The sequence below is a fragment of the Bacillus cereus group sp. MYBK14-1 genome, assembly GCF_051916885.1.
In the GTDB taxonomy this organism is placed as follows: domain Bacteria; phylum Bacillota; class Bacilli; order Bacillales; family Bacillaceae_G; genus Bacillus_A; species Bacillus_A cereus.
Genome location: NZ_JBQAHM010000002.1, coordinates 205,550 through 221,384, shown reverse-complemented (window position 1 = coordinate 221,384; position 15,835 = coordinate 205,550). Strand labels below are relative to the sequence as shown.

Below are 15,835 nucleotides of genomic sequence, written 5' to 3'. Positions count from 1 at the left end.
AAATAGGACTCTACGCAATATTATGCTAGGAGTCCTATTTTATTTATAAACTATTATTTTTTAATAATTCTTTTCCTTGCTCTATAACAAATTCATAGTATGCAAGATCATACGGATAAATATCTTCAAATGTTATCGTAATCGGTGTATTGTTTAAGACTGAAATAGTCGTTAAAGATGAAATCTCTCCTTTTAATAGTTGTAGAAAAGAAGTTGCATGTACTTTCATCACATCGTCTACTTCTTCACCTGGTGCGAATGGAAGTGGATTGATGACGTTGTGAAAATACATATGACAAAACTCGCGATCAGTAAGATTTGAAATTTCATAATCTATTTTAAAGATTCCCTTGTATGTTAAATCATTAGTTTGAAAGGAAAGCCCTAATTCTTCCTCAATTTCACGAAGACCACCAATTTGTACATCTTCATCATGCATAATATGTCCAGCTGAAGTAATATCCCATATACATGGAGCTTCTTTTTTATTTTTAGAGCGTAATTGGAAATATAAAAACATATCTTCATTATCTTTTTCTACAAACCAGCAATGAAATGTTTCGTGCCAATCGCCGTCACGATGCACTTCATCACGTAATTTCTTCCCAAGTGTATTTCTTTCAGGATCAAATATTGTTAACCACTCTGTCATTTTAATTCCCCTTTCCTCAAATTTTATTATACAATATTTGTATTGAATTTTGGGAAAATAAAGAAAAAGGAGTGGTTATAAGTGGGGATAGAGCGTACGGAAATAAAATCGATTATTTCAACAGAGGAAGAGTTACGGAAAATATTGGGGCAACCAAGTGAGCGAGCGTTGAAAAAAGTCATTTCATCATTAGACCACCATTGCGTAGATTTTCTTTCTAAATCTCCTTTTCTAGTATTATCCACTGGAAATAAGTTGGGGGAGTGTGACGCCTCGCCGCGAGGAGATGCACCTGGATTTGTATACGTACTCAATAATAATAAAATTATCATTCCAGAAAGACCAGGAAATCGTCGTATAGACTCCATTTTGAATATTATTTCAAATCCACGTGTAGGACTAATCTTTTTTATTCCAGGTCTTGGGGAGACACTCAGAATAAATGGCCGAGCGTATATTACAAACGACGAAGAAATTTTGAAAGAAATGCAGGCGAATGGACGCAATCCGTTGCTTGGAATTGTTGTTGAAATAGAAGAGTGTTATATTCATTGTGCAAAAGCGTTTATTCGTTCTAAGATGTGGGATCCAGAATCTTGGTTAAATAAAAAAGAGTTACCATCAGCAGCAAAAATGTTGCTGGAGCATGCGAAAGTGAATACTTCAGAAGAAGATGTTGCACGTTCTTTAGAAGAAAGTTATACAAAAAGATTGTATTAAAAATTTTATTAATATAGTTTTGTAGAGCGGATATGTACGGTTTTTAGAATGGGGAATTTATCCCGCATTAACGGGCAGTAAGACCCCTACCTCAAAATTCAGCGAAAACAAAGAAGTCAGGTGGGGATCAACTGCCCGTAAAAGCCCGATTGGTGAAGGCTAATAATCAGTGGGGATGAACAAAATCCCCACTGATTAAAGTTTCACTTTATATATGAACCGTTGATTTATAAACTGGAGAAATAACAAAATAGGTAAATTGAGTGGCGGTTGCATAATGATATTGTGAAATATAATAAAAAAAATTCTTGAAAATAGTTAGTAAAAATAGGCTTGCTTTTTAAAAAGTTGATAACTATAATGAATTAACAAATAGACATGAACGAAAAAGTAACGATAAGGACAAGAAATCATTTTTACGGTTTACAGAGAGGGAAGCCAAGGGTGTGAGCTTCCTAACACGAGAAATGATTTTACCACCTTTGAACTTCAATAGTGAACGAGTAATCTAGTAATTATTGACGGTATCAGCCGTTATCTGAACTTGAGCAATCTAGGGAGAAATACGTCTAGATTGGAACAAGGGTGGAACCACGAAAACACATTCGTCCCTTTCCTAGGGATGAGTGTGTTTTTTTACGGATTTAGAGATTGAAAATTTAAAATAATTTAAAAATAGTATTGATTTTGTTTTTTATGCGAGTATAATGAGTTAACAAATAAACATGAACGAAAAAGTAACGATAAGGACAAGAAATCATTTTTACGGTTTACAGAGAGGGAAGCCAAGGGTGTGAGCTTCCTAACACGAGAAATGATTTTACCACCTTTGAACTTCAATAGTGAACGAGTAATCTAGTAATTATTGACGGTATCAGCCGTTATCTGAACTTGAGCAATCTAGGGAGAAATACGTCTAGATTGGAACAAGGGTGGAACCACGAAAACACATTCGTCCCTTTCCTAGGGATGGGTGTGTTTTTTTTATTACTTTGAAGGGAGGTGCGGTAACATGAAACGATTTATAAGTACGGAAATAACCACCACCTGCATGACAAAAAAGCAGAATAAGGTGATTTATAGGTGTAACAATTAAACTTTTAGGAGGAGATTAGAAGATGAATAACGTTATAAATGTTGGAGTATTAGGTTTAGGTACGGTCGGAAGTGGTGTTGTTCATATTTTGAAAGAACATTATAAAAAAATCGCTCTTGATACAGGATACGAAGTGAAAGTGAAAACAGTCGTTGTACGTGATTTGGAAAAAGAACGCGATGTTTGTATTGACGGGATTGCAGTAACAAGTCATGCAGATGAAGTTCTAAATGATTCGAATATTGATATTGTAGTAGAGGTAATGGGCGGAATTGAAGAAGCGAAGCAGCATATTGTTAAGGCTTTACGAAATAAGAAACATGTCGTGACAGCAAATAAAGATTTAATGGCTGTATACGGTGCAGAGCTTCTTCAACTGGCGAACGATAATGATTGTGATTTATGTTATGAAGCGAGCGTAGCAGGCGGTATTCCAGTGTTAAGAGGACTAACTGACGGGCTAGCATCAGATCAAATTGAAAAAATAATGGGAATTGTAAATGGTACAACAAATTATATGTTAACAAAAATGAGTCAAAATGGGTGGTCTTATGAAGAGGCTTTACAGGAAGCGCAAAAATTAGGTTTTGCAGAATCGGATCCGACAGCAGATGTAGATGGACTAGATGCGGCGAGAAAGGTAGCAATTCTTGCAAACTTAGGTTTTTCGATGAATGTTTCATTAGATGATGTGCAAGTAAGAGGGATTCGAAAGGTCGAAAAAGAAGATTTACAAATGGCTGAAAAGTTAGGATTTACTATGAAGTTAATTGGTAAAGCTGAAAAACAAGGACCAGCCATTCATTTAAGTGTAGAACCGACGCTTTTACCGAGCCAGCATCCATTATCAAATGTGAATAATGAATTTAATGCGGTGTATGTCCATGGCCAAGCGGTAGGAGAAGTGATGTTTTATGGACCCGGAGCTGGGAAGTTACCGACTGGTTCTGCTGTAGTAAGTGATATTATTTCAATCGTTAAAAATATGAATCAAGTTCCGAAAAATAAAAGTGCGTTAAAAGAACCAGTTCCTTATGAATTACAAGGTGATGAAGAAGTAGTTTCGAAATATTTCTTACGCATTTCATTACAAGATGAGCCTGGGATGTTACAAAAAATAACAGAATGTTTCGTTAATTATTCTGTAAGTTTAAAAGAGGTTATTCAATTACCTTTAAACCGTGAACTGGCAGAAGTCGTTGTTGTGACACACCGAACTTCCAAGTATCAATTTGAACGAGTTTTAGAAGCGATAGAAGCTGTCGCAAGTGAAATAAACAGTTACTACATTATTGAGGAGGAAAAACAATATGTATAAAGGACTATTAAAACAATATGCGTCTTATTTACCGGTGAATGAAAATACACCTGATGTCAGCTTAATGGAAGGAAACACACCACTTATTCCATTATTAAATATATCAAAACAATTAGGGATTCAGCTATATGGTAAGTACGAAGGAGCGAATCCGACAGGTTCTTTTAAAGATCGTGGTATGGTCATGGCAGTTGCTAAGGCGAAAGAAGAAGGTTCAGAAGCAATCATTTGTGCATCAACAGGTAATACATCAGCGTCAGCTGCAGCATATGCGGCACGTCTTGGGATGAAATGCATTATCGTAATACCAGAAGGAAAGATTGCACATGGAAAATTAGCGCAAGCGGTCGCTTATGGAGCTGAAATTATTTCAATAGAAGGGAATTTCGATGATGCACTTAAGGCTGTAAGAAATATTGCTGCAGAAGAGCCGATTACGTTAGTAAACTCAGTAAATCCTTATCGAATTGAAGGGCAAAAAACAGCAGCGTTTGAAATTTGTGACCAATTGCAAAATGCACCAGATGTTCTAGCTATCCCTGTTGGGAATGCAGGGAATATTACAGCGTATTGGAAAGGCTTCTGTGAATATGAGAAAGAAAAAGGTTATAAAAAGCCAAGAATTCATGGCTTTGAAGCGGAAGGAGCAGCTGCAATTGTAAAAGGGCATGTAATTGAAGAGCCTGAAACAATTGCAACAGCGATTCGCATCGGTAACCCAGCAAGTTGGTCGTATGCAGTAGAGGCTGCCGAGCAGTCTCGTGGTGAAATAGATATGGTATCAGATGAAGAAATTTTACATGCGTATAGGTTATTAGCAAAAACTGAAGGAGTTTTCGCTGAACCAGGATCAAATGCTTCATTAGCCGGCGTAATTAAACATGTTCAATCTGGGAAAATCAAAAAGGGAGAAACAGTTGTTGCAGTATTAACTGGAAATGGTTTGAAGGATCCTGATACCGCTATTTCTTCAAATCAACTAGACATCGCAAGTGTGTCAAATGATATAGAACAAATTAAAGATCATATTAAAGGGGTGATTATGTCGTGATACCATTTAGCGTTCGTGTCCCTGCTAGTACGGCGAATGTTGGTCCTGGATTTGATTCAGTTGGAATAGCTTTGTCATTGTATTTAGGTGTGGTGGTTAAAGAAAAAGCTGATAAATGGCAAGTAATCCATTCCTTTGAAGAATCAATTCCGACAGACGATAAAAATTTAATCGTTAGCACGGCATGTAAAGTATGTCCTTCTATATCACCCCATATAATAGAAGTTACTAGTAATATCCCATTAACGAGAGGGCTAGGAAGTAGTGCATCAGCGATTGTAGCTGGGATAGAGCTTGCGAATCAACTAGGCAATTTGAACTTAACTGCTGATCAAAAAGTTCAAATTGCTACAAATTTTGAAGGACATCCTGATAATGTTGCTGCTTCTATATTAGGTGGAACTGTAATTGGAGCACTTGATGGAAAGGATGTTTCCGTCGTAAGAATTGAGAGCAAGGAATTGGGTGTAATTTCTCTCATTCCGAATGCAGAATTAAATACAGATGAAAGTCGATCTGTATTACCAAAGATGTTTCCGTTTCATGAGGCAGTTAAAGCTAGTGCGATAAGTAACGTATTAGTAGCTGCATTATGTCAAAAGCGGTGGGAAGTTGTAGGTGAAATGATGGAGAGAGACCATTTTCACGAACCATATCGTTTAGAACTCGTACCGTTATTACCATCTATTCGTAAATGCGCAAAAGAATTTGGTGCGTACGGTACAGCACTTAGCGGTGCGGGACCATCTATTTTTATATTAACGCCATATGAGAAACGTCAAGAAATCGCTGAGCAATTAGCGAGAGTATTTACAGATATGAAAGTATGTGAGCTTGAAATCGACCATAAAGGTATTATTGTAAATAAGGAAGAGCATATTGGATCGTAAAGAAAGCTGGCATGGCTAGCTTTCTTTACGTTGCAAACCTATTTTAAATTAGGTTTTTTTCGGAAAAAAATATAAAACAAATGTTGATTTTGAATAATGTAAGTAAAGAGTGCATTCATTTTGGAGGTGATTAAATGAATAAAGAGTCACCAGAAGAAAAAAGAGAGCGTATGAGACAAAGTGAATTAAAAAGTAATCCTACGGGTTCTTTACATGACGGACTCAATAGAGCGGAAACAGGTAGTCCAGTTGATATAGCAGGCGGTATGAATTGGAAAGGCACAGGAATAATCATTTTAGTACTATTTTTAGGATACATTGTATACACTTATTTTTTCAGTTGAAGAATGCTTGTTAAAATTTTGATTTGTTTAGTTTCATAATTATTGAGAAAAAAACGCAGTTACTGTATTACATATCTTCTAAGCAAGTTATAGTTGTTCATATCAACTTTTAATAATCCAAATAGAGCTAGCAAAATGCTAGCTCTATTATTTTTTGCCACATTCCTGTAACAAACCACCTGTATATTCATTGGTGGAGGTGCAGAGGATGAAAAAAATGATAGCGATATGTCTTCTAACAACTATGCCATTTTCGACTTTAGTCGGTTGTGACGTAAAAGGTAGTAATGCTGTACAAGAGTCTAAAATAAAGAAATCGACGTATAAAGATTTTACTTATGATGTAAATCCAGAAACATTCACATTAACTGTAGAACATGAGGGGGTAAAGGAACAGGCATCACGACCCCTACCGAAAATGAAGGTATCGAATGTAAAAAAAGAAAAGGATCGTACATCGTGGGAATATCCAGATCAAAAAGTAAAAATAAAATTAGAAAAGAAAAAAGACCACTTAAACATTGAAGTGGAATCGACTGGTGCAGAAAGCTTTACATGGCCGAAAGTAGAAGCTGAAAATTATATACTTCCGTTATGGGAGGGTAAGCAAATTCCGAGCAATGATGAGAATTGGAAGAAGTTTTTAAAGGATGATGCATATTCATTTGCTGAATCATTTTCTATGAAGTTTTTCGCATTAAATGGTTCGAAATATTCAATTGTATATATTGCAAACAATATGTTTAATAATGAATTGAAATTTCATTCGGATCCGAAAATAGGATTTGATTTTACACATGAATTTCCGAGCATAAATAAAAATAAAACATATGGATTTCAATTATATGTGACAAATAATGATGCGGTAAGCATTGCTAAACTGTATAAGGATGATATTGTTCGAAAAGGTGAATTTAAAACATTACAAGAAAAGGCTAGAAAAAATAAAGAAATCGAAAAGTTATATGGAGCGGCGCATTTTTATTTTTGGAATCAAAATGGTTTATCAGAAAATAATATAAATTGGCCAAAACTAAGGGAGCAAATAAATAGCCCGCTGTTTAGTCATATAAAAGAACTTATTCAAAAGAATAGTTCAGAGCCTGGGGAACTGAATGTATTAGATCAAGTAAGTAAACAAGATTTCATTGATAAGTATCAAAAAAATGTTATTTTACGTTATATAAACGAAGTATTATCCATGAAGGAATTTTATAAAGAGGATATTTTTCAAAACGTTGATCAGGAAGCTAGTGTGCTATTAAAGAAAGGTGTAGGTCACTTAACGAACACAGAATTGTATAGCTTAAATAAGCATTTATTAAAGTCGCTACTTGGTGATGCGGTTGAAGAGGTAAGTAAATGGGGTAATGCAGATGGAACGGACATACTAAAGGAAATGAAAGAGGTAGGAATAGAAAAAGCGTGGATTGGTCTGCCGAACTGGGAACAAGGATTTATGCAACCTAATTTCGTGACAAAAGCGAAGGAAATGGGGTATTTAGTTGGTCCGTATGATTCATATCATTCCATTCACGAAAAAAGTGATAAAAATTGGAACACAGCATCCTTTAATGACCCATCATTATATGAAGAGGCTACTGTAACGAAGAAAAACGGAGAAAAGGTGCAAGGCTTTTTAGGCAGAGGTCGCAAGTTAAACCCGACTTTATCGCTGCCTAGTGTAAAGGAACGCATGAATGATATATTACAAAATGGTCCTAAATATAATTCATGGTTTATTGATTGTGATGCGACAGGTGAAATTTACGATGACTATTCAGCGAAACATATAACGACACAAGAGCAAGATTTAAAAGCACGTTTAAAACGAATGGACTACATTGCGCAAGAAAAGGGTATGGTCGTTGGTTCTGAAGGTGGAAATGATTTTGCTAGTAGTACGATTGCATTTGCACACGGAATTGAAACACCTGTTATTAAATGGGACGATGAAGATATGCGGAAAAATAAAACAAGTCCGTATTATGTCGGTGGATATTGGTCACCAAATCAAAATGTTCCCGAAAAATATGCAAAACAAGTACCATTGAAAGAAGAATATAAACAAGTGTATTTAAACCCAGTATATTCGGTACCATTATATAAATTAGTATACAATGATTCCGTTATTACAACGCACCATTGGGAATGGGGAAGTTTAAAGGTAAAAGATGAAGTTGGAAATCGAATGCTGTCTGAATTATTGTATAATGTTCCTCCGTTGTACCATTTAGATGAAGTAGAGTGGAATAAACATAAAAAAGAAATTACAGAGCATCTAAAAGTTTGGAATGAAGTTCATGAAAAAGCAGTAAAAGAAGAGATGACGAATTTTGCGTATTTGTCAGAAGATAAGCTAGTACAATCTGTTTCTTATGGAAAAAATATTAAAATCATTGTGAACTTCTCGAATGAAGACATGGAAGTAGAAAAAACGAAAATAAAAGCAAAGTCGGCTTTTATTGATAATCAGGGGAAGAAAAGCATGTATACGCCGTTTGAGAAATAATAACGTGAAATATACTGTATTCATAGAGGTTTTATCATTAGCTGGACTCTTTATTCATATCGTTTATCTGGAAAAAGATATCCTAATTTAAAATGAAAGAGTTAATGAATTTATAAATTTGCATGTTGTGAAGTGCTAAATTTTTGAAATTGGTAAATAGTGACTTGCCAAAAATAAGTACGAGAGTATAATGTGAAATGGAATACATATTGGGTTTTAGTAGTAACCTTACAAAATTGTAAGGTTAATGAAAGGAAATTCAATATGAAGATAAATAGACTTACATTATACTTGGTAAAGAGAAAGAGAGGCGAATGGGTATGAGCTCTGAATTAGAACAAAATACGAGAAGTAATAAAAAGCGTTCTAAAAGAAAGTCAATAAAATGGTTCATATTAATTCCATTTTTCCTACTTATTTTTGGAGGAGTAGGATATGGTTCGTTTATATATAATAAAGCAAAAGCTGTTGTAAATGATGCGTATGCGAAAATTGAAAAGTCATCAAAGCGTGATAAAGAAGTTGAACCTTTAAAGGATAATATTTCAATATTAATCATGGGTGTAGATGGAAGTGAAATGAGAAAAAGCCAATATGGCGAAGCAGTTCGAACAGATGCACTTTTATTAGCAACAATTAATAAAGATGATAAGTCTGTTAAGCTAGTAAGTATTCCACGTGATTCACGTGTTTATATTCCAACTAGAAAAAAATTAGATAAAATTACTCATGCTCACGTATTTGGTGGCGTAGAAAGCACACGCGATACGGTGGAAAGATTCTTAAATGTCCCTGTTGATTATTATGTGAAGTTTAACTTTGAATCATTCGTACAAATTGTCGATTCAATTGGTGGTATTGATATTGATGTACCAGTTACTTTCACTGAGCAAGATAGTAAAGACCAAGCTGGTATGATCCATTTAGAAAAAGGTTACCAACATTTAAATGGAGAACAAGCACTTGCACTTGCAAGAACGCGTAAAATTGATAGTGACGCAATGCGTGGACAGAGACAGCAACTTGTAATAGAAGCAATTGCTAAAAAAGCGATGTCTGTTCAATCAATTAGCAAAATGGGCTCTTTACTAGATGCGGTTGATAAAAATATGAAAACGAACTTAACATTTGACGATATGATTGCCATTACAAAAAATATGGCAGGATCTAATTTGGAAATGGAAAAATTGCAAATAGAAGGCACAGATAAACGTATCGGTGGTATTTATTATTACATTCCAAATGAAAAAAATGTAAAAGATATTTCAAAAAAATTAAATGATCATTTAGGTGTAACGCCAAAATCAGTCCGAAATGAATAATAAAAAAAGATTGGCTTTTGCCAATCTTTTTTTTTGGAATGTATTTGTAACTTTTCTGTAACGATTTTTTAGTTTAGAAAAATTATACTCATATGTATGAGTATAATGGATAGGTAAAAAAGTAAAAGGACATATTCAAAATTTGTGGTAAGGAAAGATATCATATGCAGAAATGGTTAAGCATGATGGGAATTATCTTTATATTGACTGGATGTAAAATGTCTGAAGCTCCAACAAGTCTAATGGAAGCTCCTACAAATGAAAAATGGATTAATGAATTAAAGGAACAAATTGATAAAGATTTACCTGTTAATTATCGCTTACTTACTCCAATGTCTAACAAAGATAAACAGATGATTTGGTCAATGAATTTTAAACAAGATAATAAGAAAGAAGCCATCTTATTTTATAAATTGCCGAATGAAGATCATAGCGTATATTTAGCCGTATATGAAGAAATCGGAAATGGCTGGAGAATAAAGTCCACACATAAATTTGATGGTGGAGATGTAGATATCGTTGAAGTCGGTGATTTTACAGGGAACGGGAAGAGAGAGTTGTTAATCGGAATCTCTGTAAATCGTGAATCGTTAGAACATGTTATGTATGTTTTTTCGGAAGAAAATGAAGAGATGAAGGAAATATATAATCGAAGTTATACGAAGTTATTCATAGAGGATCTAAATGAAAATGGACTGAAAGATATAAGCCTTGTTACATTTGAAAAAGATGAGAAGCTGACAGTTGAGTTCATGGAACAATTTAAGACTTTATCTGAAGTGTCATACGATCCATTTATAAATAGTATTCAAAGAATACAAATGGGTCGTATATCTAAATCACTAAAGGCGGTAGTAATTGATGCAGGAGTTGGCGCTCATTCAGGTATAACTTATGTAGCAAAATTTGATCAGGATCATTATGAAGTATTACCTATAGGTGGGAAAGAAGATTTATTTAATGAATATGTTGTAGAAAGTAAAGATGTTAATGAAGACGGCATTATTGAATTTGTTCGTACTGTACGTCCAAAAGGTTGGGAGGATAAATCACATGGTGATAGTCCGCTTTTTGAACGTTACATACAGTGGAGTGAATCTGGAATTAAACCAATTGAAGAACGATATATAGATATAGAAAAAGGGTATTATGTGAAAATTCCTAAAGAGTTAATAGGGAAAATTACAATACCAGATCAGCAAAAAGAATCAAATTCTCAAAAGTTTTTGGATACAAGAACAAATAAAATATGGCTTGAAGTTCATATTTTTAAGCGGAAAGAATGGTTCAATATAAAAGGCTACAGCGCAGCAATTAAAACGGCTTCTCACGTATATGCAGTACCGAAGCAATCGGAATTTGAAAAAGTGAAAGCATATATAAAACCGCTAGCGGATTATCAACAAGAGTAGGAGGTGGGAATTATGTCAAAAATTTTAGTTTTAGAAGATGAATTAACGATCCGTAGCTTTATTGTTTTAAATTTAAAACGTGCTGGATTTTATGTAATAGAAGCTACTACTGGAGAAGAAGCGTTACAGATTTTGAGTGAACAAACTGTTGATATAGCACTGCTGGATGTAATGTTACCGGGGATTGATGGTTTAGAAGTTTGTAAGGCTATCAGGAAAGAAAATAAAAAAATGGGTATTATTATGTTAACCGCACGTGTACAAGATGAAGATAAGGTGCAAGGACTAGGAATAGGTGCAGATGATTATATTGCAAAACCGTTTAGTCCAGTAGTATTAACTGCACGTATACAGTCTTTATTAAGAAGAATAGAAGTACATGAAGAAAAAACGAATATTGTTACGTCAGGTCCATTTTCGTTAAATATTATAGAAGAAAGATTGTATAAAGATGGACAATTAGTCGATTTAACACCTACAGAGTATATGATATTACAGTATTTAATGAATCAGGCTTCAAAGCCAGTTTCGCGTGATGAAATTTTAAATATGATTTGGGGAACCAATTACGTAGGTGAGACGAAAGTAGTAGATGTAAATATGAGACGGTTACGTCAAAAGATAGAATGTAATCCATCAGAACCTCAATTTATTCTTACGGTGTGGGGAAAAGGATATGTGTGGAAGGAAAGTATGAGATGAAACGGAAAGTGACTTTATATTTTATGACGGTCATTACACTTATGCTTGTATTATTTGAAGTTGTATTTTCAGTCTCAATTTATCGATACTATTATAATGGTATTGTGCAATATATAGAGTCTCATGCGAAAACGAGTACACGTTTTTTTTCAGAATACAATTCACTATACTTTATTCGATTACAAGAATATAGTGGTGACATAATTAGTAGCTTTCAATTAGAAGGAACAGAATTACAGTTAATCGATCGTCACGGCTCGGTTATACAATCTTCAAGTGGTGAAAAGGTAGAAGGTAAAGTGAATATTCCACAATCATTATTAGAAGGTGAAATGTATAATCAAGTTACTACGAAAGGTAATAAAAAACAACTAGAGGTGCTAAGCCCACTTATACATCAAGGACAAACTATTGGTGTTTTAAAATATACGACTGTTTTAACAAATGTAAATAAAAAGATTATTGAAATTATTACGTTTACTATTTCTGTAGGTATTGTTATTTCGGGAGTCGTCTTCTTAATTAGTAGACGTTTGGCAAATTCATTTGTTGAGCCAATTGAATCCATTATTCAAGCCTCTTCACAAATTGCAGAAGGCACATTAAAGCAAAAAATTAAAGAAGATTATCCTGGAGAATTAGGTGACTTGGCACATAGTTTAAATTATATGGCCTATAAAATAGATAAGGCTGAGCAGATGAAAAATGAATTCATTGCTTCTATTTCGCACGAAATACGAACGCCTTTAACAGGAATTAAAGGTTGGAGTGAGACGTTAAAAACAGTAGATCATTTAACAGAAGAAGAAATAAAGCAAGGTATGGGCATTATTTCAGGTGAGACAGATAGATTGATTCATTTAGTAGAAGAATTGCTAGATTTTTCAAGATTACAATCAAATCATTTTAATTTATATAAACAAAAGGTTCAATTGTACGATATACTAGAGGAGACGATTTGGCAATTAACTCCTAAATCGGAAGAGAAGGAAATTCAATTTATTACTACTATAGACCGAATTGAATTGATGGGAGATCGAAATAGGCTAAAGCAAGTTTTCTTGAATATTGTTCAAAATGCAATTAAGTATTCACATAAAAAAAGTACAATACACATTGAAGCGACTAAAATAGAAGGACAAGCAGTGATTAAGGTAAGAGACGAAGGGATTGGAATTGCTAAAGAACATTTACCATATATTGAGCAATCATTTTACCAAATTAATAATCATGCTGCAGGTGCAGGTATTGGTTTAGCTATCGTTAAAAAAATGGTGGAGCTTCATGGCGGTGCGCTTAGTGTTACAAGTAAAGAAGGAATAGGAACAACAATTTTGATAAAACTCCCATTATAATACAAATAAAATCTATTTATATGGTGAAATAAAAATAAATAGATGTATAATTATATTGGGCGATTTATATATAAGATTAATAGGGAGAGGAATTCGATAGAATGGAAAAAGCTTTAAAAATTAAACAAATAGTAGTCGTTTTAATAGCGATTGCCGCAGTAGCTATTGGGTATTACATGTTTCAATCAATTACTTCACCAGCAAAAGCTGTTGCGAAACAAGAAAATGTAGTGCAACTTGCAAGTGAACAGCCGAAAGTTGAAATGAATAAAACGGCACCAAGTCGTTTTAATGGAAAAGAAAGAAAAGTTGCTTATCTTACATTTGACGATGGGCCAGGGAAATATACGGCTGAATTATTAAATACGCTAAAACAACATGATGCGAAGGCGACGTTCTTTTTAATTGGAGCGAATGTAAAAGAATTTCCTGATTTAGTGAAACGTGAAAATGCTGAGGGTCATTATGTAGGCATGCATAGTATGACACATAATTTCGCAAAGTTATATAAAAATGGCGAGTATGTAAATGAGATGAAAGAAGATCAAGGTTTAATCGCTAATATTATTGGGAAATCACCTAAATTAACACGTCCTCCATATGGTTCGATGCCTGGATTGAATGAAGGTCTTCGAAATAAAGTGGTAGAAGGCGGATTTAAAGTATGGGATTGGACAATTGATTCATTAGATTGGAGATACAATAAAATTCCAGTTGATGCAGCTGCAGCACAAATTGCTCAAAACGTATTAACAAACGCAACAAAACCACAAGAAGTAATTTTAATGCATGATATTCACCCGCAATCAGTTGCTGCTGTGCCAGCAATTTTAAAGGGACTAAAAGAAAAAGGTTATGAGTTTGAAGCTTATCATGAAGAGAGTCACTTCCCAGTGAACTTCTGGCATGATAACCGTATGTAATGGAGGAATGAACGTTGAAGTATGGAAAAGTAGCAGTAGTTGGAGCATTATCAGTAGGACTTTTAACAGGTTGTTTCGGTGAAAAGCCAGAAGAAAATCTATATACAGCTTTTGAAACAGCAGCAACACAAGAAAAATCTTTAGTGGATGAAGCAAAAAAATTAGAGCAATTAGAGAAACAAGGGCAAGAATTATATGCTCAAATTTTGCAAGAAGGTAAAGAACATAATGAAGCAGTTGTGAAGAAAATAGAGCAAGCTACTGCAAATGTAGACGATCGTGAAAAAGTATTGAAAAGTGAGAAAGAAATGCTAGAAAAAGCACAGAAGGAAACGAAGTCTGTTCAAAGTAATATAGAGAAGATTGAAGATAAGAAGTTACAAAAACAAGCAAAAGCAGTAGAAGAGTCGTATAAGAATCGTTATGATGCATTCCAAAAGATGAATGAAAATTACACGAAAGTGTTAGCGACTGAAAAAGAACTGTATGAAAAATTAAAAGTAAAAGAAACGAAATTAAAAGAAATCGGTGAAAAAGTTAAAACTGTTAATGAATTAAATGTGGAAGCACAAAAGTCGAAAGAGCAGTTTAACAAATTTACAAAAGAGTATAATGACAGTAAATTAGCATTCTACAAAGGTGCAGAAATTAAGATTAAAGATCAGAAATAAAGAAGAATCTAAAGTGTAATAAAAAGCCGGAGAAACATAGTTATAAATGTTTTTTCGGTTTTTTACGTTAAATGAATAGAAAAGACTGGAATTGATATCATAAAAGAGTTATAGTGAGTTATTCTAAGGGAAACATTGTAAAGTAAGGAGAATGGGAATATGTCATATGAATTTTTACTCAAATTAGGTTTAGCACTCTTTTTAGGATTATTCATCGGGATAGATAGGCAGCTAAAGAATAAACCACTTGGTGTGAAAACAAGTATGGTTATTTCTGTAGCAAGTTGTTTAATTACGATGGTTTCAATTGAATCTGTGCATGTATATTCTGTTCCAGGACATACAAATATGGATCCGATGCGACTGGCCGCTCAAATTGTTAGTGGAATTGGTTTTCTTGGCGCAGGTGTCATTTTACGAAGAAGTAATGACGTTATTTCTGGATTAACAACAGCTTCTATGGTGTGGGCTGCTTCAGCTTTAGGAATCGCAATTGGTGCGGGATTTTATTTACAAGCGACAGTTGCTATGGTTTTAATTATTTTAGCGATTAATGTACTTCCGCAACTTGTGAAAATTGCAGGACCGTATTCATTAAGACAAAAGGATTTATCTATAAAAATTACTGTTAAAGAGCATCATGAGTTAGATGGTATATTTAAGCAAATTAAAAATTTAGGCATGCATGTGAAACGCGTGAAAATTAAAGATATAGATAGTGGAGCATTTCAGCAACTAGAGATGGTTATTTTAGCTCCAGAAGATTTATATACAACAGAGTTATATAGTTCCCTGAAAGAGATAGATCGAGTAGTTTCAGTTGAAGTGGAAAGTAGATAATTGTGATAAAAAAGAGTGAAGTGAATT

General features: G+C 34.1%; 14 protein-coding genes and 2 other annotated features. Of the genes, 13 read left to right on the top strand and 1 reads right to left on the bottom strand.

The window, feature by feature from the left end; translation table 11 throughout:
• Positions 1-43: 43 nt before the first annotated feature.
• Positions 44-652 carry an NUDIX hydrolase gene (locus ACTFR3_RS07160; protein ID WP_000141352.1) on the bottom strand — a complete coding sequence of 203 codons (609 nt, stop codon included), beginning with the start codon at positions 650-652 and terminating at the stop codon, positions 44-46.
• Positions 653-733: 81 nt separating this feature from the next.
• On the opposite strand from ACTFR3_RS07160, the gene ACTFR3_RS07155 reads away from it, so the two are divergent.
• The 13 genes from ACTFR3_RS07155 to ACTFR3_RS07095 all read left to right on the top strand — a co-directional run bounded on the left by ACTFR3_RS07155 (position 734) and on the right by ACTFR3_RS07095 (position 15,808).
• Positions 734-1,372: a pyridoxamine 5'-phosphate oxidase family protein gene (locus ACTFR3_RS07155; protein WP_000510728.1), complete on the top strand. Its 639-nt coding sequence runs from the start codon at positions 734-736 to the stop codon at positions 1,370-1,372.
• A 384-nt stretch (positions 1,373-1,756) separates the two neighbouring features.
• Positions 1,757-1,988, top strand: a binding site (T-box leader).
• 115 nt (positions 1,989-2,103) lie between these two features.
• Positions 2,104-2,335: a binding site (T-box leader), on the top strand.
• A gap of 155 nt (positions 2,336-2,490) precedes the next feature.
• Positions 2,491-3,786 (top strand): homoserine dehydrogenase, encoded by a 1,296-nt coding sequence (locus tag ACTFR3_RS07150; protein ID WP_001066899.1) that lies wholly within the window; start codon positions 2,491-2,493, stop codon positions 3,784-3,786.
• Positions 3,779-4,837: a threonine synthase gene (gene thrC, locus ACTFR3_RS07145; RefSeq protein ID WP_074553849.1), complete on the top strand. Its 1,059-nt coding sequence runs from the start codon at positions 3,779-3,781 to the stop codon at positions 4,835-4,837. Before ACTFR3_RS07150 ends, thrC begins: the two co-directional genes overlap by 8 nt.
• Entirely contained in the window at positions 4,834-5,727 is an 894-nt protein-coding gene (thrB, locus tag ACTFR3_RS07140; protein ID WP_000612105.1) for a homoserine kinase, read from the top strand. Before thrC ends, thrB begins: the two co-directional genes overlap by 4 nt.
• 134 nt (positions 5,728-5,861) lie before the next feature.
• Positions 5,862-6,071 (top strand): DUF6366 family protein, encoded by a 210-nt coding sequence (locus tag ACTFR3_RS07135; RefSeq protein WP_001031478.1) that lies wholly within the window; start codon positions 5,862-5,864, stop codon positions 6,069-6,071.
• A 208-nt stretch (positions 6,072-6,279) separates the two neighbouring features.
• Positions 6,280-8,583 carry a glycoside hydrolase gene (locus tag ACTFR3_RS07130; protein ID WP_134208686.1) on the top strand — a complete coding sequence of 768 codons (2,304 nt, stop codon included), beginning with the start codon at positions 6,280-6,282 and terminating at the stop codon, positions 8,581-8,583.
• Between the two features lie 320 nt (positions 8,584-8,903).
• Positions 8,904-9,905, top strand: coding sequence for an LCP family protein (locus ACTFR3_RS07125; RefSeq protein ID WP_440044313.1), 1,002 nt, complete (start codon positions 8,904-8,906; stop codon positions 9,903-9,905).
• Between the two features lie 164 nt (positions 9,906-10,069).
• Entirely contained in the window at positions 10,070-11,317 is a 1,248-nt protein-coding gene (locus tag ACTFR3_RS07120) for a hypothetical protein (protein ID WP_001174867.1), read from the top strand.
• Between the two features lie 12 nt (positions 11,318-11,329).
• Positions 11,330-12,019, top strand: coding sequence for a response regulator transcription factor (locus ACTFR3_RS07115; protein ID WP_000036072.1), 690 nt, complete (start codon positions 11,330-11,332; stop codon positions 12,017-12,019).
• A complete protein-coding gene (locus ACTFR3_RS07110) occupies positions 12,016-13,374 on the top strand; it encodes a sensor histidine kinase (protein WP_000824534.1) in 1,359 nt (452 codons plus the stop codon). Before ACTFR3_RS07115 ends, ACTFR3_RS07110 begins: the two co-directional genes overlap by 4 nt.
• Positions 13,375-13,475: 101 nt before the next feature.
• On the top strand, positions 13,476-14,297 hold the full coding sequence (locus ACTFR3_RS07105) for a peptidoglycan-N-acetylglucosamine deacetylase (protein WP_078439153.1): 822 nt from the start codon (positions 13,476-13,478) through the stop codon (positions 14,295-14,297).
• Positions 14,298-14,311: 14 nt separating this feature from the next.
• Positions 14,312-14,968: a YkyA family protein gene (locus ACTFR3_RS07100; protein ID WP_000873571.1), complete on the top strand. Its 657-nt coding sequence runs from the start codon at positions 14,312-14,314 to the stop codon at positions 14,966-14,968.
• 159 nt (positions 14,969-15,127) lie between these two features.
• A complete protein-coding gene (locus ACTFR3_RS07095) occupies positions 15,128-15,808 on the top strand; it encodes an MgtC/SapB family protein (protein WP_000119510.1) in 681 nt (226 codons plus the stop codon).
• Positions 15,809-15,835 lie beyond the last annotated feature (27 nt).